Below are 19,376 nucleotides of genomic sequence, written 5' to 3'. Positions count from 1 at the left end.
AATATGAGTGCACTTAATGATTATTACGCTGCTTTAGAGCGATTAAAAGCCAATAAGCCAACCGTCTTGCCTAAAGGGTCTGCCATTAATAACGATACGGTTGCAATGGAGGCTGGACGTAAACGAGGCTCGATTAAAAAGAGCCGTCATGCAGCATTAATTGAGGCAATTGAGCAAGCTGCACAGGCAGCAGGGCAAAATCTTCTTTCGCCTGCCCAGCAAATTGAGCAAGCGAAAACTAAGACCAAAGCGGTGAAAAGTGATTATGAGCAGCTGAAAGAAGATTATGAAAAACTGCTGGAAAAGTGCAATTCCCTGTTGCTGGAAAATTTTGAGTTGAGGCAGAAAGTATAAGTAGGAAATGATATACTGCTAAATGAAGAATTAGCGGTCAATTAATTTTAGGTGAAGTCGTCTTTTTTATAATGTTTGAGTAGAGACAAACCTGAACTTAGACGATCAGTTAGAATGGTTGCTGCTGTTTCAGAGAATTTGACATCTTGCATCAGCCATTGTTGAAAAACATCAAAGTCTATTTCGCATTTATCTAAATGAACTTGTAAAATGAAATCATACCATTTAAGTTCATCACTTGAATTAAAATTTTTATTCATGCTAGGGTTTGCCGAAGCTTTAAATGAATTAAGTTTCTTTTGTGCACATGGTGATAAATCTGTTTTTAGAGCTTTCAGAGACATAAATGTTTCCTTTTATAGTTATGATAATAAAAACGCATCAAATTTGATGCGTTTTTCAGACCGTCAATTTTATTATGCAGCTGGTGCTTTTGAACCTTTTTGACATTGAGCATCAGTTGCTGAAGCACCTGATGCTATAGCAGCAGCAGCCGTGAAAGCAACAGCTCCATCAGAACCAATAGTTGCAACTACTTTACAACCTTTGTTCATAGCAGTTAGCGTTATTCCAGTTTGTTCTGCAACCGCAGTAGTTCCTCTGTATATTTTTGTACTTTCTGGAAGTGTTGCTGCTGTTGTAGGTGCAGCTCCAGATGGTATTTCTGTATTCAAAGAATCACAACCAATACCAGTTTGAATACATGCTTGTGCTTTAGGAACAAAATTATTTAATCCTCCCATGGCTGCAGAACCATAAGAAGTTGCAACATATTCGCGGTAAGCTGGAATTGCTACCGCAGCCAAAATACCAATAATAGCAACTACAATCATCAGCTCGATCAATGTAAAGCCTTTTTGAGCGTTCATAACATTCTCCACAAATGTTTTGTTAATTTAATTATAAGCTTTGTAAGCTAGTTTATAGTCTGCACAAAGTGTGCCAAAGCATACTATCCAATAATTCTATATGAAATCAATACATTGTTTAACGGATTAAAAAAATCAAAAAAGCATGAGATAATTTTATGTAACTAAGTGACATAGAATGTCAGTTTTGTCGGTTTTTAGAGATGTAAATATGAAGATTGCTTGTAGTAGGAAAAACTAAATTATTAGCATCTAAGTGAGCAGACAACTATATTGGTTTGGTTTAGTCATGATTGCTTGTGTGGCTATAAAAGCAATCTGAAGTTGCAAGTGCTGTTTTATGCGGAATGTTTCATACATGAGAGTAATAGAGTGAAACGGCTGAAAGATTTCAAGATAATCGAACGAAAATACCTCATCCAACTGTAAAAGTTTTGTTTATGCAATTTGGTGATGATGAAGTCATGCGCTGCTTTGTGATAATTCATGTAAGACGTGTGATTCGTCAGTAGAAAGAAGAAATACATAAGTTGGCTTATAAATGAGTTTGGATTTTTTATTCTGTTTTGAGCTTATCAAAATTTGTGGATTCAAGCGGCAAGTGCAACAGTATAAAAATTCATCCTATCGCACTGAGTAAAAGCCATTTTCGTATATGGACAAATTGGGAAAATTTGTCCTTTTAAAAGCATGTCCATATGGACAAAATGAATAATGAAGTAAAACAAGATAATTCAATGGGTTGATGCATGTCCATATAAAGTGACTTATGGAATGTAATGTACTCATGATCGTTGTAGCGATCATTGGTATCTTGGCTGCAATTGCGATTCCTGCTTATACTGACTATACAGCGCGTGCAAAAGTCACCGAAGCTGTTGGTGCTTTAGCATCTGCGAAAACTAGTGTTTCAGAGTTTTTTACATCTCAAGGTGTAATGCCTTCTGATGCAGACGCTGCAGGGATAAATAAAACACCAGCTGGTGATTACGTTGCTGGCGTTACTTATACTCGAACTGATCCTACTCACGCAGTAGTTGCAGTTGAATTAAAGAATATCAATTCAGATGCTAATGGAACTACATTCCAATTAAATGCAACTGGTGATACGGCAAAAGGAGTTTCATGGACTTGTTCTTCTGCTGGAACTAAACCTACACCAGAAAAATTTTTACCAGCTAACTGCCGCGGAACCTAATGTCTAATTTGATTAAACATTTAAAAAATAAAGAGCTACTCGTAGCTCTTTATTTTTTTTTATTTATCTTAGGTGTCTCAATAAATGGTTTTAATTTTTATAATGAATTAAGAACTTTAGAAGTTTTTCTGTTAATTGGTTTAGGATTTTATAGTTTAATTCAAAAAAAAAGCTACTTTTCTAAATATGAGTTTTGTTTTCTTATTTTTACCTTGTTAGGTTTTTTATTTTGGTCAAATTATTCTTATATTTTTTATGAGCTTATTTTGTTTTATTTGCTTTATAAGGCTTTTTTAAATTTAAATTACAATGAGTTTTTATCCAAACTTGTAATCTGGTTAAGTTTTTCTATTTTTTTGATGCTACCTATTGCTATTACAGAGTTTATGCTAAGTGGAGTTTATCAAAATTGGTATCCTATGCCATGGAACATCCGAGTCTATAATAGCTATTTTTTAGTGTTATCTATTTTTGCAATTTGGTTTTACTTAAAACAAGAAAAATTTAATAATATCTATTTAATTTTTTTATTTTTGGCATTTTTATCTATTCTTTTAGATGGTGGTCGTTCAACAGCTTTAGCGTATAGTGTTTTTATTGCATGCGTATGTATGTTTAACCGTGCTGTACGATTTAAATTATTATTCACTTATGCTGCTACATGGCTCACATATTTTTCTATTTTATTTTTTTCAAGTCATTCTACTTCTAGTGTAAGGTCAATTGTTAGAGAATCAACGAGTGGACGCTATGAGCTTTGGGTAAGTGCTTTTCAATGCTGGTCACAAAATCCAATCTTTGGATGCGGGTTTTATCAATTAGATCAGTACTCAGGTGTGATTTCAGCACATCCACACAATTTATTTATTCAAGTTTTAACAGAAACAGGCTTAATAGGATTTGGTTTTCTTATTTTAGTCATTTGGAATATTTTAAAAAGAATAAAATGGAATCTTAAGGAAAATTATTTTGTAATTTCAGCTTTTATAGCAGTAAGTATCGACTTATCTTTTTCAGGTATACATATTTATCCTGTTACACAAGTTGCACTTTTATGGTTATTCGTCTTTTTACTTAAAAATCCTGAATTTCAGCGTGCGGCTTCTTTTCACCCATCAACATATGAAGCTTCAAGAGTTTCTCAAGTTTTTGGGTATATAGCCTATATTTTAATTGCTCTGGCTTTTATTTATTTGTTTTTTTATACATCTGCCTTATCTGAAAGTTTACCATCAACACCACCCCGATTTTGGGAGTATGGTTATCAACTATTTTAAAATATCAATGTCGTGAGATTTGAATGTCCAAACGTTTAAAGTTTTTCCTCAGCCATTTAGTACTTTCTTGTCTGCTTGCTCTTGTTGTGGTTGGACTAGTGTTTTTTATTTGGTATCCAGCACCGCTAGCCACTGCCGTCGGGGTGACGCATATTTTTTTGATGATGCTTGCTATTGATGTGATTATTGGGCCTTTATTGGGTTGCTTGGTCTATAAAGAAGGCAAAAAAACACTTAAACTTGACCTAAGTGTAATTATATTTATTCAAATTGCGGCTTTATGTTATGGGGTGTTTAGTATCGAACAAGGTCGTCCCGCATGGTTGGTTTACAATGTAGACCGTTTTGAGTTGGTTAGAAAAAATGAATTGGTTGATACGAATATTCAGCAAGTACAGCCACAATTCCAACAACCTTCATGGTTTAAACCGCAATATGTTGCCACTGAATTTGCCAAAGACACACAACAACGCAATGATGAAATGTTTGCAGAAGTTTTAGGTGGTATTTCTATTGCACAGCGTCCAGAACGCTATGTAGAACTGAATCAAGCAAAAAACCAAATCCAACAACATGCACAAAATTTGGATGCGTTATACCAGTTTAACGATAAAGCTTCGGTAGAAAAGACATTATCTAAGTATCCCCAAGCAACTGCGTTTGTTCCTCTAAAAGCCAATGCAGTGGATATGACAGTTCTTATCAATAAAGAAAAAGGTGAAGTGGTAAAAATTGTAGACCTTCGTCCTTGGAAGTAAATTGTAGTTTTTATCTTATATTTGATTTTTATGTTAAGGCTTAACGATATAATTCATTAAGCCTTTTTTGTCCATATAAATTATGCCCACAGTATGTCTCATTCTCGCTAGCCTCTTGCTTGGTTTTGCCTGGCTATCACCATTTCACACCTATCCCTGGGTGACATTTTCCAGTGAGCTAGCGGCTTTTGGTGCTGCATTGGCCTTAGTTGCACTTTTTCTCAATCGAAATATTCAAATTCCCAAGCTGCAACTTTATATATTGCCAGTTGTTATTGTTCCATTATTGCAGTGGAGCTTTGGTTTAGTATTTGATTTTAGTGTTGCCTTATTGAGTACAGTATATCTATTGGGTTTTTGGGTCATGGTGGTGATGGGGTATAACCTATCATTACAACCAAGTGCTCGTGAACAGTTGATGAAACAGGTTTGTTGGCTATTACTTATTATCGCGAGTGTTACCAGTCTGATGGCGATGGTGCAATGGTTGGGACTTGAATCAAGTCTACATGGCATTATGCAGCTTAAAGGCAATCGTCCCTATGCCAATTTTGGTCAGCCCAATAATATGGCGACTTTTTTAGTGATGGGGTTAATGGGCGCTTTATATTTATATGAAAAACATAAAGCTTCTGTATGGCTGCTTGGTTGTACAAGTTTGATCATCCTGTTTGCTATCGCATTGAGCCAGTCTAGAACTTCATGGGTAGTATGTTTATTTATTTTCATCTATTGGATTTACAAACAGTTTAAGCAAACTCCACGTTTAAATGTTCTCAAGCTGTCGTTATGGTGCATTGGGTTTTTTGCAATAGCAGCTTGGGGGATTCCTGCCTTTACCCATGCAATTGAAAGCTCTACAGGAACGGCGGTCATTGAGGCTGATAGCATTGTAGAACGAGCAAGTTCGGGCTATCTGCGTTTCGAAATCTGGACTCAAATGCTTTTGGCATTAAAAGAACAGCCGTGGTGGGGATATGGCTGGAATCAAACCAGTGTAGCGCAGATGACGGTTTTCCCCCTGCATCCGTCACATGAATGGGTCACCAGTGGGCACAATGTGTTACTGGACATCTTAATTTGGAATGGCATTCCACTGGGACTTTTGATTATTGCCTATATGGCAGTATGGTTGCTTTGGCTCAATAAAAATACCAAAGACACTATTTCAATTATCGCGATGCTGATGGTGAGTGCCATCCTGATCCATGCAATGCTTGAATTTCCACAGCGTTATGCCTATTTCCTATTACCTATGGGCTTTCTGTTGGGATTGATTCAGGCTCAAACGCCTAACCTAAAAGGGATCACGCTTCATAAAAATGTGATTCGTGGTTGCTGGGTGATTTCGCTGGTTTTGCTATTCATGATCTGGAGGGACTATAAAGTTTATCAGGAAAACAGCCAATTGCTATTCAAGGGGCAGCAACCTACAGTAGAAATTATGGGGAGTTCACGTATTTTATTACTTAGCCAATTCCAGCAACGTCTGGTTTGGATTGCACTAAAACCAACCGTGTCTATGTCGGATCAGGATTTAATGCAGTGGGGTGATATGGTTAAGAACAAGGCAACACCTTATAACCTAAAAAAATATGCCCAGTTATTGGTTTACAACCAGAAAATGGCTGAAGCAGAGCAGCAACTTTTTATATTGCAACAGTTGTATGGAGAGCAGATGGACTTGGCTGATATTATTGAATTAAATCATAGTTTAAAATAACAGCCTCTACCTAAGTTTAGTTTTAGGCTGAAAGCAAAGATTGCTTCGGTTTCAGCCTAAATTGACTGTTTAAATCTGGCTTTGGATATAGTTTTCAATACCGACATTTTCAATGAGGCCGAGTTGGGTATCGAGCCAATCCCAATATTCTTCTTCTTTTTCTAGAATTTCCTGTACCAAGTCACGGGTCACATAGTCCTGTTGAGCTTCTGCAAGTTCAACCGCCTGTTTAATTGCGGCTATATTTTCCTTAACCTTGCGAATGTCACAATTCAGAACTTCTTCGGTATGCTGACCAATATAGAGCTTGCCGAGGTGTTGTAGATTCGGTAATCCCTCTAAAAATAAGATACGTTCAATAATCTTGTCCGCATGCTTCATTTGGCGAATGGACTCTTTATATTCGACTGAACCCAATTGCGAGATTCCCCAATCATTAAACATGCGGGAATGTAAAAAATATTGGTTGATTGCAGTTAAATGGTGATAAAGCACCTGATTCAGTTGATTAATGACTTCACGATTGCCTTTCATTGCCCTTACTCCAAAAACACCCATGCCTTTATTGAGGCAATTTATAGGATTTTAATCAACAAATAATGATCTGGCGAGTGCTTTATAGAACAGCAAATGAAAATCACAATCAAAAACGTCCTGATATTATTATGATTTTTATCCGAATAGCCGTAAAACCTCGGGGTTTAGCCCGAGGATATAAGGCTGCAATCCGCTAGTCCCCCTTGTGGGGATTGGCTAGGATTGCTAAAAACATTTGAATCTAGTAATCCATGTGCTATGATAATTACGTTGTATATTTTTAGTCAGCAGACTGATACAACACGAAAAAAAACAGTTTTCCCCATTGTAATCCGTGCACTCTTTGCAATCCGAAAGGTAGGACTACATTGGAATAAGAAGCAGAGAACTATAGTATCTGTTTCGTGGCAGGACATTGCCATCTAGCAGTAGGAATCCCCGTCCTTTAGGTCGGGGAGGATGTCAAGCAGCAACAGAAATACGTGCGGCAATTTCAGCAAGCTCATCACTGATGATGTTGCGAGCTTCTGGAGCACAGCGACCACAGCAGGTGCCTAAGTCGAGTAAATCACGAATTTCACGATAGCTTTCAGCGCCATTTGCAACGGCATCCTTGATATCCTGATCTGTGATTCCACGGCATAAACAGACATACATGGGAGTGATCCACAAATACAAATACGATAATTGTTATTATTGATAATTATTATTGTTTGTCAATGAATTTCATTCTGGAAGTGGGATTATTATCATTGGGAATTTGAATAAAAAAATACCACCTGATCGGTGGTATTTTTTTAAAACTTACTGCATTGATAAATATCTATTTTTATTTAAGATCATTATGGAATGATGACAATACCATCCATTTCCACCAATGCTCCTTTAGGTAGGCTTGCCACACCAAGTGCAGCACGTGCTGGATAGGGTTGAGCAAAGTATTCACCCATGATCTGGTTTACAAGTTGAAAGTGGGAAAGGTCTGTCAGGAAAATATTCAGCTTGGCAATGTCTGCCAGACTTCCGCCCGCAGCGGCACAGACCGCTTTAAGGTTGTCAAATACTCGGCGAATCTGGGCTTCAATCCCTTCTACAAGCTCCATACTGTACGGGTCTAAACCAATCTGTCCTGAAAGGTAGAGCGTATTGCCAACCAGAATTGCCTGAGAATATGTTCCAATAGCAGCAGGGGCGTGTTCAGTATGAATAACTTGACGTGGCATTAAGCTCTCCTATGTCATTTTTTCTATCTTGCAACCCTGTGACTTTAACACAAAAGTATAGGTGCGAAACTGCTGAATACTGTGTAGTCGTTATTGTTTTTAAATTTTTATTTTGGCAAATCAGTTTCAATATTTCTCTAGTATATGTTTGCCTAGAAATACTTTAGCCGACTTTGGCAACGTCAGCCTGCACAATAGGCATATTTAGGCGCTCAATACGCGGAAAGCCAAAGTGCATACGCAGATCACGAATGATTTGGGCAATCTGTTTACGGTTGCTGACCACAATATTTACGTAGGTTTTTTGATCATGGGAATCGACTGTCTCCACCCCGATTTTGGCTTTACGACATTGGTAGATCAACTCTGAAATCTGTTCATCATTCATGATCATATGGATGCAGAGATAGGCACTGAAACGTACATCATCCACCTCTTCAGACTGCCAATGCAGCGGCATGATATTTTCTGGATGCAGTTGTTGTTCATGCAGTAAATTACGACAGCGCGAGCGATGCACAATTAAGCCACGTCGAGATAAATGTCCCTGAATCGGGTCACCCAACACGGGATTGCAACAGTGTGCATATTTGACATCAACCCCTTCTGTACCCAGGATCAAGCGGTCAGATGCTTCATGATGCTGTGAATGGTAATCCTGTGAAAATAGATGGTTTGCGACGAGTTGGGGCAATAGGTCACCCACCGCAATTTGTTCAAATAAGGTGTCTTTACTGCTCAAATGTCGCCATTCTAAAACATTAATCCAGTCAGTTTGGGAAAGGTCATCAATTGAGCGGTGAAACAGCTTTAACGCACGATTGAGCGCCTGTTGACCAACCAGACGCTGTTCGTCAATATCCTGTTCCCTCAGTATATTTTGCAAGGCACGACGTGCTTTCTGGGTGTTAATAAAACTCAGCCAGTCAGGGTTTGGGGTTGCCAGTACATCGGTAATAATTTCGATGACCTGACCACTATGCAATGGGGTGGAAAGAGGGCGAATTTCACCATCAACCTTGGCACCTACCGCATGGTTACCCAGAAACAGGCTAGCAGAATAGGCAAAGTCCACCACAGTCGCACCTTGAGGCAGTTCATGCAATTGCCCATGTGGTGTGTATACCCAGATTTTTTCCTGATGCAGATAGTCAAGCAAATCGCTAAATGTGGTTTTGGCACAGTCACTATCAATCAGGGTATTCAGATTCTGCATGGAGGCCTGAATGGCTGAACGGCAAGCCTGAGGCGCATTTTCCCCCAGTACCACGCCAAAGCGGGCAGCCTTACGCATCAGTTCCGTCTGGATGGTCAATGAAAGGATGGTTTTTTCACCTTTCAGTTTGATCATTAAGGACTGGTTGCCACCAGGTAAAGGGCGGCGAATATGGTCCTCATATTGTAGAACCTGAAAATTGTCTTTTAGCGCATCTACCAGACGGTCACAGTCTGCAATACTTTGTAAAATAATTTCAAAGGCATGGCTATGACTAAGTTCGTTTAGGTCAATCTCATTTTTTACAAAGTGGCGTAACAGTTCAATATTGTTGTTTTTCTTTTTAATACGACCTTTGATGTCATGGTTTTTTAACAAATTAGTTAATTTCTGTTCCCATACCGCCTGATATTCACAGCGTTTAGGCTTGGTTTCCAGCAATGCAGTTTGCACATCATTAAACATGTCCAGATCAAGATTCTGATAACACAGATGTTCCAGATTGTCCGCCATTTCATTCATACCGACAAGGCGAGCCATTGGTACAAAAATATCAAAGGTTTCCTGTGCAATGCGTGCGCGCTTGTCTGGGCGCAACGCACCCAATGTGGTCATATTATGATAACGATCGGCGAGTTTAATAATAATGACACGTGGGTCCTGTAAGGTGGCTTGCAGAATTTTTCGAAAAGAGGCTGCCTTGTTATATTCCTTGTCACTGGAATGGCTGAGCTTGGTTACACCATCAACTAGTTCCGCAACCACAGTCCCAAACTTCTGGCCAATTTCTTCTTTGGAGAATTCCGTGTCTTCAATCACATCATGTAACAAGGCTGCCATGAGCGTATCCGCATCAAGACGCATATGTGCCAGAATACAGCTGACAGCAATCGGATGCAGAACGTAGGGTTCTCCACTTTTACGGGTGATGCCACTATGCGCTAAATCGGCAAAATCACAGGCAGCAAGCACGTGTTGAACATCACTATCCTTAAGATAGGCTTCAATAATGACCTTGAGTTGTTGCTTGGCTTGGCTGACCTCTTCGCCTGGCATAAAACACCTTTTTGATATGAATTAGAATAAAATGACACTAGTCTCTAATGAAAAGCATATTGTGAAACTTGTCAATTTGTTCATTATAAAAACTCGTAGATTTTTCCAATGAAGCATATTGCTTTTATCAATATATAAAGCAGTTTTTTTCAAAACAAAAAAGCCCAGTGTCTTCACAATGGGCTTTATGCAAAGCAAATTCGTTTTAGAAAGTGAAGCCTTCTAAATTTAATGAATTTGTAGACAATACCATGTCAAGGTTTGAAGTCTGATAGTCTTGGTCGCGTTGTTTTAGAATCTCTTTAGTGACATGACCCACTGCGATTTCACGTAATGCAACCACGGTTGGTTTGTCATTATCCCATTCTACAGTTGGTTCAATACCTTGACGTGCCAATTGACGTGCACGTTTACTCGCCACCAGTACCAACTCGAAGCGGTTATCTACATGGTCTAAACAATCTTCAACGGTTACACGTGCCATAAGTTGTCTCGTCTGAACATCACAATTTAAAAGACTGAGTAGTATAAAAGGCTTTTATGCAAGACTCAAGCCATTCCCGATTAAAGTCAGTCGCGATTAAGCGTAATCAAGTTTGCGATGAGTTGTTGGTGGCGGGCGCTTTGCTGTGTGGTGACCAAGCGGTTGGCAGTGATGATCGCCTCCAAATCATGAACGGCCTTGTTAAAATCGTCATTGATAATCACGTAGTCAAAATTGGCAAAATGACGCATATCTTCCACTGCACAGCTTAGACGATGTTCAATCACATCCACTGAGTCTGTACCACGGTTGGAAAGACGTTGTCTTAAATCGTACTGGGTTGGAGGGAGGATAAAAATTTGTTTTGATTCAGGGAAAAGCCGACGTACCTGTTCAGCACCCTGCCAGTCAATTTCGAGTAATACATCGTGGCCTTGTTGTAATTGTTCTTTTACCTTAGCCTGAGACGTACCATAATAATTTCCGAATACTTCTGCATACTCAATAAAACCGCCCTGTTCAACTTGGGCCAAAAATGTTTCAGTATCAGTAAAATGATAGTGAACACCGTCAAGCTCACCAGGACGTTGGCTTCGTGTGGTGTGTGAGACAGAAACATGCAAGTTGCTGACACGATCGAGTAGGGCTTTAACCAAGGAGGTTTTGCCTGTTCCTGAGGCCGCAGAAACGACAAACAATAGACCCGACATGATATTTTTCCTGATATGATAAAATATCTTGGCTATTGTAGTGTAGCGTGCCATGAAACGAAATAGTTTGGCGTAAATATTCAGATGATGAGAGGGGATGTTATGGAAATTGTACTCGCCAATCCACGAGGTTTTTGTGCTGGTGTTGACCGTGCGATTGCCATCGTCAATCGAGCCCTTGAGTGTTTTAACCCACCTATTTATGTACGCCATGAAGTGGTGCACAACAAGTTTGTGGTGGATGACCTACGTCAGCGTGGTGCTGTTTTTGTAGATGAGCTTGATCAGGTTCCTGATGATTCCATTGTCATCTTTAGTGCACATGGTGTTTCCAAGTCTGTACAGCAGGAGGCGGATCGCCGTGGCTTAAAAGTGTTTGATGCAACCTGCCCACTTGTCACCAAGGTTCATATTGAAGTGACTAAGTACGCGCGTGAGGGCACCGAAGCCATTCTGATCGGGCATGAGGGGCATCCTGAGGTTGAAGGCACAATGGGGCAATATGATAAATCTGGCGGTGGAAAGATTTATTTGGTTGAAGATGAACAGGATGTTGAGGCCTTAATGGTGAGACATCCTGAAAAAGTGGCATTTGTGACCCAAACCACACTCTCGATTGATGATACAGCCAAAGTAATTGATGCCCTAAGAACCAAGTTTCCAAAGATTCAGGGACCACGTAAAGATGATATCTGTTATGCAACACAGAATCGTCAGGATGCGGTACGTGACTTGGCGGAGAAATGTGATGTCGTATTGGTCGTGGGTTCGCCAAACTCATCCAATTCAAATCGTTTGCGTGAACTGGCTGAGCGTATGGGTAAATCAGCTTATTTGGTCGATAATGCAGATGAACTTGAAAAAGATTGGTTTAAGCCAGATAGTAAAATTGGTGTGACAGCTGGCGCATCTGCACCTGAAATTCTCATCAAGCAGGTCATTCAGCGGTTACAGGATTGGGGTGCGACCGCTCCGCAAGAGCTTCAAGGGCGAGAGGAAAATATTACGTTTAGTCTACCTAAAGAGTTACGGATACAAGTGATTCAGGCCTAATTTGTATAGAAAAATGTGAACTCAAAACGGATGGACGACACTCCATCCGTTTTTTTATTACTCTTATCTGCTTTGTATTGGTTCTGTAAAAAATAAATTTAATATAGAGTAAGGAATTTTAAAAGAGTTGGGTGTAAGCGATGGGGGAAAATCGGGGATTCACCTTAATAGAATTGATGGTGACGATTGTTGTGCTGGCAGTTGTTGCAACGATGGCTGCACCATCTTTTAACAATATGCTTGCAAAACAAAACTTAAATAGGAGTGCACAGGAGCTTATTACAGTACTCAATGCTGCACGTTCAAAAGCTGTAATAGAGCGTCGTCAAGGGCTTAAAGTACAATTAAGTTCAAGCAATACAGGAGTTCAGGTTGCGGATAGTGTAATGCAATTGAATTGGCAACCATCAGGCAAGGCGGTATTAAAAAGTACAGTAACACAAATTAAATTTAATCTAAATGGTGGTGTTGTGGGAGCTACAACAGATATCAACTTCAAAATTTGTGATAAGGCGAATGGTTCGAAGTCAAAAACGGTGAGTATTTCACCTATGGGGATTATCCAACAAACTGTAGAAGGAACGTGCTAATGACAACATTTTCAAAACAGCGCGGTGCAGGTTTGGTTGAGATTTTAGTAGCGCTACTGGTACTTATGCTTGGGGTGTTGGGTTTCGTTGCTTTACAGTACCGTGCAGTTGAAGCAACGACAGAGGGTGGGGCTCGAATACAGGCTATTAATCTCGCCCGTGATTTTGCCGAGCGGATACGAGTGAACCGTGGTGCAATGACAGATTATATTAGCGAATTACAAAGTGCAAAAAATCAGTCAAGTAGTGATAAGGACTGCTCAGATGAAGAATGTACGGCAAGTGAAATGGCAGATTATGATGTTGCCCAAATTACGAAATCTGCCGAAAAAACGGGTATGGCAGTCAATCTACTGAAATGTCAAGGCAACAGTGATGCACGCCAATGTATTTATGTGGCTTGGGGAGATACCGCACCCACCAATGGTAGCAATACTAATGAGGGCGATTGTACGGTGGCGGAAGCATACGACCCAGCCTCAACCTGTCTGATTATGGAGGTATATTAAATGGAAGTACAACCATTGTCTAAACAGACAGGTTTAACGTTACTTGAGTTGATGATTGCACTTGCTTTGGGTTTAGTTATTTCCTCAGCCGCTGTAATGTTATTTTTGACAGGCCAAAAGACGTATTCATTACAGCAAGGAGTCGTTGATATTCAGGACAATGCAAACTTTGGACTGGGATATATTACCAAAGACTTACGTTATATAAACTTAAATACCAACAGTTCTTTGATGAATGACCGCACTCATTTTGGGGGTGTGGTGTTAACCTCATCGGAGAATGCGGATAAAGATACCGATGGTGTAACCTTACTCAGTAACCTGACTAAAACCATTACAGGATCAACGGCGGCGGTAAAGTTACTCTCACAGAGTGAAATTGGACCAAGTAATGTTCAAACTGGGGGGGTAGGTGCAAAAAGTGACCAATTGGTAATCCAGTATAAACCTCAATATATATTAGATGATAAAGGTACTACGGGGAGTGACGAAAAAACTTTAGATGACGAATGGGTGGGTGGTTTCGACTGTGAGGGTACGGAAATCCGTTTCTTAGTCAAAGAAAAAAAGAAAGATAAAGATGGAAAAGATGTCATTGTAGATCGACCTCAACGTATGGTTGTACAACGTTATTTCCTAAGGGAGGATGATAATAAAGCCAATAATGAACCGAACACCCCTCTTGCTTTGGCTTGTGATTCAGGCTGGTATACTGATGATACTAACCCAGCAGCAATTGAAAATTATGGTGATGCTGGTCAAATCATTATGAAGCGTGTGGATTATTTTCATGTCATGTTGGGCATAGAAAATGCGGGTAACCATCGTTATATTTCAATTAAAAACTATATGAAGCTTACGAGTCCAAAACCACGTATTTTAGCCGTTCAATTCGGAGTTTTGGCACGTTCATCACAGAGTGTGGGAAATGATGCAACGTTAAAAGAAGACCAAGTTTTTTCTGTTCTTGATCAGGATGTGCAAGCGGTGATGACCACAGGAAAACCGAAGTATGTACGTCAAGCTGTTTCACAAACGGTAGCCTTGCGCAATGCCTTTGGGGAGAGAGGTCAATGAAGATGAAGTATTCAGCCCAGCGCGGTGCGGCGCTCATTGTTGTTATGGTTTTATTGGTTGCGATTACCATTATTGCGACCCTGGCGGTGCGGCAAAGTATGGTGGCGCTGAATATTGCGACCAACAGTCAGGCACAGCAACTTATGTTGCAAAATTCAGATTCGGCATTTTTTAATGTAGAGCAGGAAAATAATATTATTCAAAGCTTATCGAGTAGTGGCATGTTTGGTTATATCAGTGGAGCAGCGAATAAGGATAAAGAGCTGGTATTTTGCTACCGTGGTGCAGACCCAGATCAAAAAGACTTTTTTGATATTACCCGTGCCAGTATTATTGAATGGAATGCGCCCGATACCAAACCTAAAAATGATGATTTAGGTAAAGACGGTTTTTGTAGTGCGACTGCAACTACGGGTAATTTCTTTACTAGTGGGCGTAAAGCAGTCATGACGCAAATTGCGGTGAAATTTTCAAGTGAAGCCGAAAAAGATCCATTTTATGGACAAATTTTGGGAACAGATGATGAAACAGTCAAACTTGAACGGAGTAAACCAGTAAAGGTTTTATCTGTATCGGTCATGCCTACGTTGACGAGTATTGACAAAAGTAAGATAGATGCATGTTTTAGCCAGCATATGAATGACCCAACGATCCCAGCAACAATAACACCAGCAAAAGACAGCGATGGTAATAGTATGGGAGATAGTGTCACCACCTGTTTAAGTAAACTAAACGTCCCATTTGAATCAAGTGTCACTGAATATGTGATTGCGCAAGATTTTATCTAATAGGAGCAAGTGAGATGAAAAAGATGTCTAAATTAGCCACAAAAAACCATCGCCGTAGTCTGCTTGTAGCCAGTATTGCAGCAGTAAGTACCATGATGATCTCTAGTGGCGTTACTCAAGCCAGTGATATTGATGTGTATCAGCAGGCGAAGTCTGGTAATGTGACGCTGATGTTTTTGCTCGATATTTCGGGATCAATGAGCCGTTATAATCGCGATGAAGCAGGTTATGCTTGTGATTTACCGAAAGGTGTAACAGAGTCTGAGCGTGGTAGAGTAACAGAAGCACCAATTACTGGAGGACCGAGTTACCAGCGTCAATGGTGCCTTGCTGTTGGTTCAGACCGTATTTATAAATTCCGTTCATATAAAAAGAAAAAGACAAGATACTATCAAACCTGTCAAGATCCGCAGTCCGATTATACACAATGTGTTTGGAGTCAAGAAAGCAAGAATGCTCCACAGGGTATTTCGAACGATGATATTTCACAGGTGGCAATAGATGATTATGTGTATTACTACACAGCACAAAAAGAACGATTTTATGACCGTATTACCCGCTTAAAAGATGGCATGGTCGATTTGCTGTATGGAAATCCAGATAAAAAGATTACACGCCTTGGCGATGATAAAATTATTGGTTTATCTACTCTAGGGGTAGTCGATGCTGATGGTAATACTGCAACTACAGGGGCGGTATTGGTGCCTGCACGTCGTTTGGATGCACCTGTAGATGGTGTTACGCAACGAGATGTTTTATTGAATATTGTAAAAGGGTTACAAGGTAAAACTTGGACTCCTACGGCTCGTTCTTATGCTGAAACTGTATCGTATTTGATGGGGACCAATACCAATGGGACGAATGATAAAGTTGGGCAGCTTTATTTTAGCATGAAATATAATGGTTATAACTATTATGCAAAATGTCAAGCTTGGTTGAGTAATGGTGATTGTAAGGATGGTAAAGAGGGGTGGGGGGATGATTGGTATAATGGCACCCCTCCTTCAGGCACAAAGGGAACGAGTGGCTCTTTGTGGGGATATAATGGCTTTTATTATACGGGAACTATTGTAACTAATTATACAGGGAGTGGTTTTAAATACTCTTCAGATACAACTAAAAATAAAGAAAAAACCTTATATGTACCTCCCTCATCTTTTACTCAGACGGATGCAAGTAAGCAATGTAGTGGGCAGGGTATTTATGTACTAACGGATGGATATCCTACACAGGATACAGAGTCTTTGGCTCTGATGCAGAATGCCTTGGGCAGTAAAGGCAGCACCTTTAGTTGTGATGGATCATCGTGGGACTGTAACCATAAGATGGCAAAAGTTTTACTTGATACTGCTCTCAATCCAAGTGGTCTAAAAATCAAAACAGCAGTTGTTGGGTTTGGTAGCGAATTTGTGAGCGTAGACTCTTTTGATCCCAATAAAACCAAAGACCAAAACATTACTGCTTTAGGTACGATTGATACCGATCCCAAGAAAGCTGCTTATTGGGGGATTGTGGGTGAAGGTGGCTGGTATAAAGGTAATAATTCTAAAGATGTAGTCGATAGCGTCAATAACTTTATTAATAGTTTAACAACGACAATACCTGCTGTAACTACAGGCTCACCAACAATTCCTAAAGATGCATTAAACCCTGCGTTATTACAGGATGATGCTTATTATCAGCAGTTTCAGCCAACTCCTGATAAATCTTACCAGTTGTGGACAGGGAACCTGAAAAAGTATCTAGTGGATGCCAATGGTATATTAAAAGGTAAAGATGGCAATAAGATTGTTGATGCTGATGGTAAGTTGCTGGATAACTATGACGCCTGGTCAACTGATATTGATCCGAAAGTAAAAGATGCCGATGAATATACTGTGGGTAGTACCAAGTTTGCCTTACGTGGTGGTGCATGGTCTCAGTTATTGTTAAGAACTGACCCATTGAATGACCCAGAAAATGGTACAATTCAACGTAAGTTACTCACCGATCGGGTTTACCTCGGTGGTGTTGGTAGTAGCTCAACCTTTGGAGAAAACAATAATAGTTTGCGTCAGGTGAAACCGACTGATCTGAATGATACCAACTATCAAAATGATCCATATCGTGGTTATTTGGTGCGTTTGCTAGGTTATAACATTGATGATGTAACCAACCCATCAACAGATATTAATATGTTAAAAACAACTCCTGAATTCCGTCAGATGGGTGCAGCGATGCATTCACAACCTATTTTGATCACTAATAAAGGTAAGCTTAAATTCAATACCACGACCAAAATTATGGATTCAACTAACCGCGAAGATTATGTACTATTTGGTACAACACAAGGTCTTTTACAAGTGGTCAATGCCAAAACAGGTAAGGAGAAATTTGCTTTTGTTCCTGATGAAATGGTGATCAATCAGCGAGATGCTTTCCTAAAACCAGAGTCAACCAGTGGTGGTACGAGTAAATTATATTATGGTATCGATGGTCCTTGGACAGCCTATACAGAATACGTTATTGACAGTTCAGGAAATTTGACTGTTGGTAACGGTAAGGGAAATCAAAAGGGCGTGCAGGATGTCTATGGTGGTTTGCGTATGGGAGGTAAAAGCTATTACGCACTAGATTTAAGAGATATTGATTCTCCTAAACTTAAATTTCATATTGATCCATCGGGAACCTGTAGCAATAGTAACCCACTGGGTTGTATGGGACAAAGTTGGTCTAAACCAAGTATTGGCTTTGTGAACTGGAATGGTAAACGGACTCGTGTCATGTTCGTGGGTGGTGGTTATGATATGGGTTATGAAGATCCAGCTTATGACCAAACCAGTAAAGAAGGGGCGGGAGTGTATATGTTCCGCGCCGAAGATGAAAAGGGATCAACAGGTAAGGCTGGTGATTTATTGTGGTGGTCAAGTGCCAATGCCACAACGAGCGCAGCAGGTACGACCAGCGGTACAATAGGAACCAATAGCTCAAATATGCAATATAGTGTGGTCAGTGCAATCCGTACGGTTGACCGAAATGGGGATGATCTGATTGATCATATCTATTTTGGTGATCTGGGTGGTCAGATTTTCCGTGTTGATTTTGATAATAGTCAAAATACCATTGGCAGTTGGGCAGAAACGCCTGTACGTCTCTTTAATGGGCATCAGGCGAACGGAAAGAGTTCACGTTTTTATGATATGCCTGCATTCTCACTCTATAGTAACAACGGCAGTATCTTTGCAGTAATTTCGCAAGGCAGTGGCAACCGCAGTAAACCACTGTTTGCCGATAGCAGCTATAATTACGATGCGATTTATAACATTTATGATAAAGATGTGGCTCGCAAGGACTTATATAGTGCGACTTCTTTGACAACAAAAGACCTTTTAGCCGATAACTCGTCTGGTTTGCGTTTAATTACGGATGATGATCGGAAAGATGATACAACACTTAAAGCACCTGCAAGTAGCAATGGCTGGTATTATCAGTTTACTAAGTGCGTTACAGGTCATGGTAAATGCGATAGTTATACCAAACAAACTGAAAAAGTTTTTGGTACACCTGTAGCTCTGAATAAGAAATTATTTGTTTCAACCTTTGATGCCAGTAAAGATGGTTTTGCAGGTGACTGTGGTGCAGGGGTTAAGGGTGCAAGCTTGATGACCACATTCTGTTTACCTTATGGTCAGTGTAAATCAGGTGATGTAACTGGTACAACGCATTCCATGATTAGCGCAGGGATCCATACAATTACGGTTGGAAATGATAAAAATGGTGGTGGCGATGGTTCAGGCAATGGCTCAGGTGGGGGCGAAACCAAAGATCAAGAAAAGAGCAGCGCATCGAACTATTGTATCAGCACAGGTGGGCGTATGACCATTACGGTAACAGGTGGCTCAAGTACTGGTGAACAAACACGAATGTGTTTAATTCCACAGCGTTGGTATGAACGAACCCAATAAGGCAGAGATT

19 protein-coding genes are annotated in these 19,376 nt (G+C 40.0%); 11 read left to right on the top strand and 8 right to left on the bottom strand.

The window, feature by feature from the left end; translation table 11 throughout:
• The first annotated feature begins 3 nt into the window (after positions 1 to 3).
• A complete protein-coding gene (locus F967_RS01010; RefSeq protein WP_004797629.1) occupies positions 4 to 354 on the top strand; it encodes a hypothetical protein in 351 nt (116 codons plus the stop codon).
• Between the two features lie 47 nt (positions 355 to 401).
• Here F967_RS01010 and F967_RS01005 read toward each other — a convergent pair whose 3' ends face one another.
• Both F967_RS01005 and F967_RS14655 read right to left on the bottom strand, forming a co-directional pair.
• On the bottom strand, positions 402 to 698 hold the full coding sequence (locus tag F967_RS01005; protein ID WP_004797627.1) for a hypothetical protein: 297 nt from the start codon (positions 696 to 698) through the stop codon (positions 402 to 404).
• 72 nt (positions 699 to 770) lie between these two features.
• Positions 771 to 1,223: a type IV pilin protein gene (locus F967_RS14655; protein ID WP_004797625.1), complete on the bottom strand. Its 453-nt coding sequence runs from the start codon at positions 1,221 to 1,223 to the stop codon at positions 771 to 773.
• A gap of 787 nt (positions 1,224 to 2,010) precedes the next feature.
• Here F967_RS14655 and F967_RS00995 point away from each other — a divergent pair.
• The 4 genes from F967_RS00995 (at position 2,011) to F967_RS00980 (ending at position 6,179) form a co-directional block, all read left to right on the top strand.
• Entirely contained in the window at positions 2,011 to 2,421 is a 411-nt protein-coding gene (locus tag F967_RS00995; RefSeq protein ID WP_322782706.1) for a pilin, read from the top strand.
• Positions 2,421 to 3,698: an O-antigen ligase family protein gene (locus tag F967_RS00990; RefSeq protein ID WP_004769912.1), complete on the top strand. Its 1,278-nt coding sequence runs from the start codon at positions 2,421 to 2,423 to the stop codon at positions 3,696 to 3,698. Before F967_RS00995 ends, F967_RS00990 begins: the two co-directional genes overlap by 1 nt.
• Before the next feature lie 23 nt (positions 3,699 to 3,721).
• The gene (gene tfpZ, locus F967_RS00985) at positions 3,722 to 4,456 is read left to right on the top strand and encodes a TfpX/TfpZ family type IV pilin accessory protein (RefSeq protein WP_004797621.1); all 735 of its coding nucleotides are present in this window, start codon (positions 3,722 to 3,724) and stop codon (positions 4,454 to 4,456) included.
• Positions 4,457 to 4,538: 82 nt separating this feature from the next.
• Positions 4,539 to 6,179 carry a PglL family O-oligosaccharyltransferase gene (locus tag F967_RS00980; RefSeq protein WP_004797619.1) on the top strand — a complete coding sequence of 547 codons (1,641 nt, stop codon included), beginning with the start codon at positions 4,539 to 4,541 and terminating at the stop codon, positions 6,177 to 6,179.
• A gap of 69 nt (positions 6,180 to 6,248) precedes the next feature.
• Here F967_RS00980 and bfr read toward each other — a convergent pair whose 3' ends face one another.
• From bfr to gmk, 6 genes are all read right to left on the bottom strand, one after another.
• Entirely contained in the window at positions 6,249 to 6,713 is a 465-nt protein-coding gene (gene bfr / locus F967_RS00975; protein WP_004797617.1) for a heteropolymeric bacterioferritin subunit Bfr, read from the bottom strand.
• A 465-nt stretch (positions 6,714 to 7,178) separates the two neighbouring features.
• Positions 7,179 to 7,373, bottom strand: a complete 195-nt coding sequence (locus tag F967_RS00970) for a bacterioferritin-associated ferredoxin (protein ID WP_004683388.1) — start codon at positions 7,371 to 7,373, stop codon at positions 7,179 to 7,181.
• A gap of 185 nt (positions 7,374 to 7,558) precedes the next feature.
• Entirely contained in the window at positions 7,559 to 7,939 is a 381-nt protein-coding gene (locus tag F967_RS00965; RefSeq protein ID WP_004797616.1) for a RidA family protein, read from the bottom strand.
• A 163-nt stretch (positions 7,940 to 8,102) separates the two neighbouring features.
• Entirely contained in the window at positions 8,103 to 10,211 is a 2,109-nt protein-coding gene (locus F967_RS00960) for a RelA/SpoT family protein (RefSeq protein WP_004797615.1), read from the bottom strand.
• 205 nt (positions 10,212 to 10,416) lie between these two features.
• Positions 10,417 to 10,695, bottom strand: a complete 279-nt coding sequence (gene rpoZ, locus F967_RS00955) for a DNA-directed RNA polymerase subunit omega (RefSeq protein WP_004678747.1) — start codon at positions 10,693 to 10,695, stop codon at positions 10,417 to 10,419.
• A gap of 86 nt (positions 10,696 to 10,781) precedes the next feature.
• Positions 10,782 to 11,405 carry a guanylate kinase gene (gmk, locus tag F967_RS00950; RefSeq protein ID WP_004683385.1) on the bottom strand — a complete coding sequence of 208 codons (624 nt, stop codon included), beginning with the start codon at positions 11,403 to 11,405 and terminating at the stop codon, positions 10,782 to 10,784.
• A 102-nt stretch (positions 11,406 to 11,507) separates the two neighbouring features.
• Between gmk and ispH the strand changes: the two genes are divergently transcribed.
• The 6 genes from ispH (at position 11,508) to F967_RS00920 (ending at position 19,366) form a co-directional block, all read left to right on the top strand.
• Positions 11,508 to 12,458 (top strand): 4-hydroxy-3-methylbut-2-enyl diphosphate reductase, encoded by a 951-nt coding sequence (gene ispH, locus F967_RS00945; RefSeq protein ID WP_004678743.1) that lies wholly within the window; start codon positions 11,508 to 11,510, stop codon positions 12,456 to 12,458.
• Between the two features lie 140 nt (positions 12,459 to 12,598).
• Complete coding sequence (locus F967_RS00940; RefSeq protein WP_004797614.1) at positions 12,599 to 13,048, top strand: GspH/FimT family pseudopilin; 450 nt, start codon at positions 12,599 to 12,601, stop codon at positions 13,046 to 13,048.
• Positions 13,048 to 13,557: a type IV pilus modification protein PilV gene (gene pilV, locus F967_RS00935; RefSeq protein WP_004797613.1), complete on the top strand. Its 510-nt coding sequence runs from the start codon at positions 13,048 to 13,050 to the stop codon at positions 13,555 to 13,557. The genes F967_RS00940 and pilV overlap by 1 nt, the downstream gene beginning before the upstream one ends.
• Positions 13,558 to 14,634: a PilW family protein gene (locus tag F967_RS00930; protein ID WP_004797612.1), complete on the top strand. Its 1,077-nt coding sequence runs from the start codon at positions 13,558 to 13,560 to the stop codon at positions 14,632 to 14,634.
• Positions 14,631 to 15,422 (top strand): pilus assembly PilX family protein, encoded by a 792-nt coding sequence (locus F967_RS00925; RefSeq protein ID WP_004797611.1) that lies wholly within the window; start codon positions 14,631 to 14,633, stop codon positions 15,420 to 15,422. The genes F967_RS00930 and F967_RS00925 overlap by 4 nt, the downstream gene beginning before the upstream one ends.
• Before the next feature lie 14 nt (positions 15,423 to 15,436).
• Positions 15,437 to 19,366 carry a hypothetical protein gene (locus F967_RS00920; protein WP_004797610.1) on the top strand — a complete coding sequence of 1,310 codons (3,930 nt, stop codon included), beginning with the start codon at positions 15,437 to 15,439 and terminating at the stop codon, positions 19,364 to 19,366.
• Positions 19,367 to 19,376: the final 10 nt, after the last annotated feature.

Source organism: Acinetobacter sp. CIP 102637, assembly GCF_000368425.1.
Lineage (GTDB): Bacteria > Pseudomonadota > Gammaproteobacteria > Pseudomonadales > Moraxellaceae > Acinetobacter > Acinetobacter parvus.
This window is presented reverse-complemented; position numbering and strand designations above follow the sequence as displayed.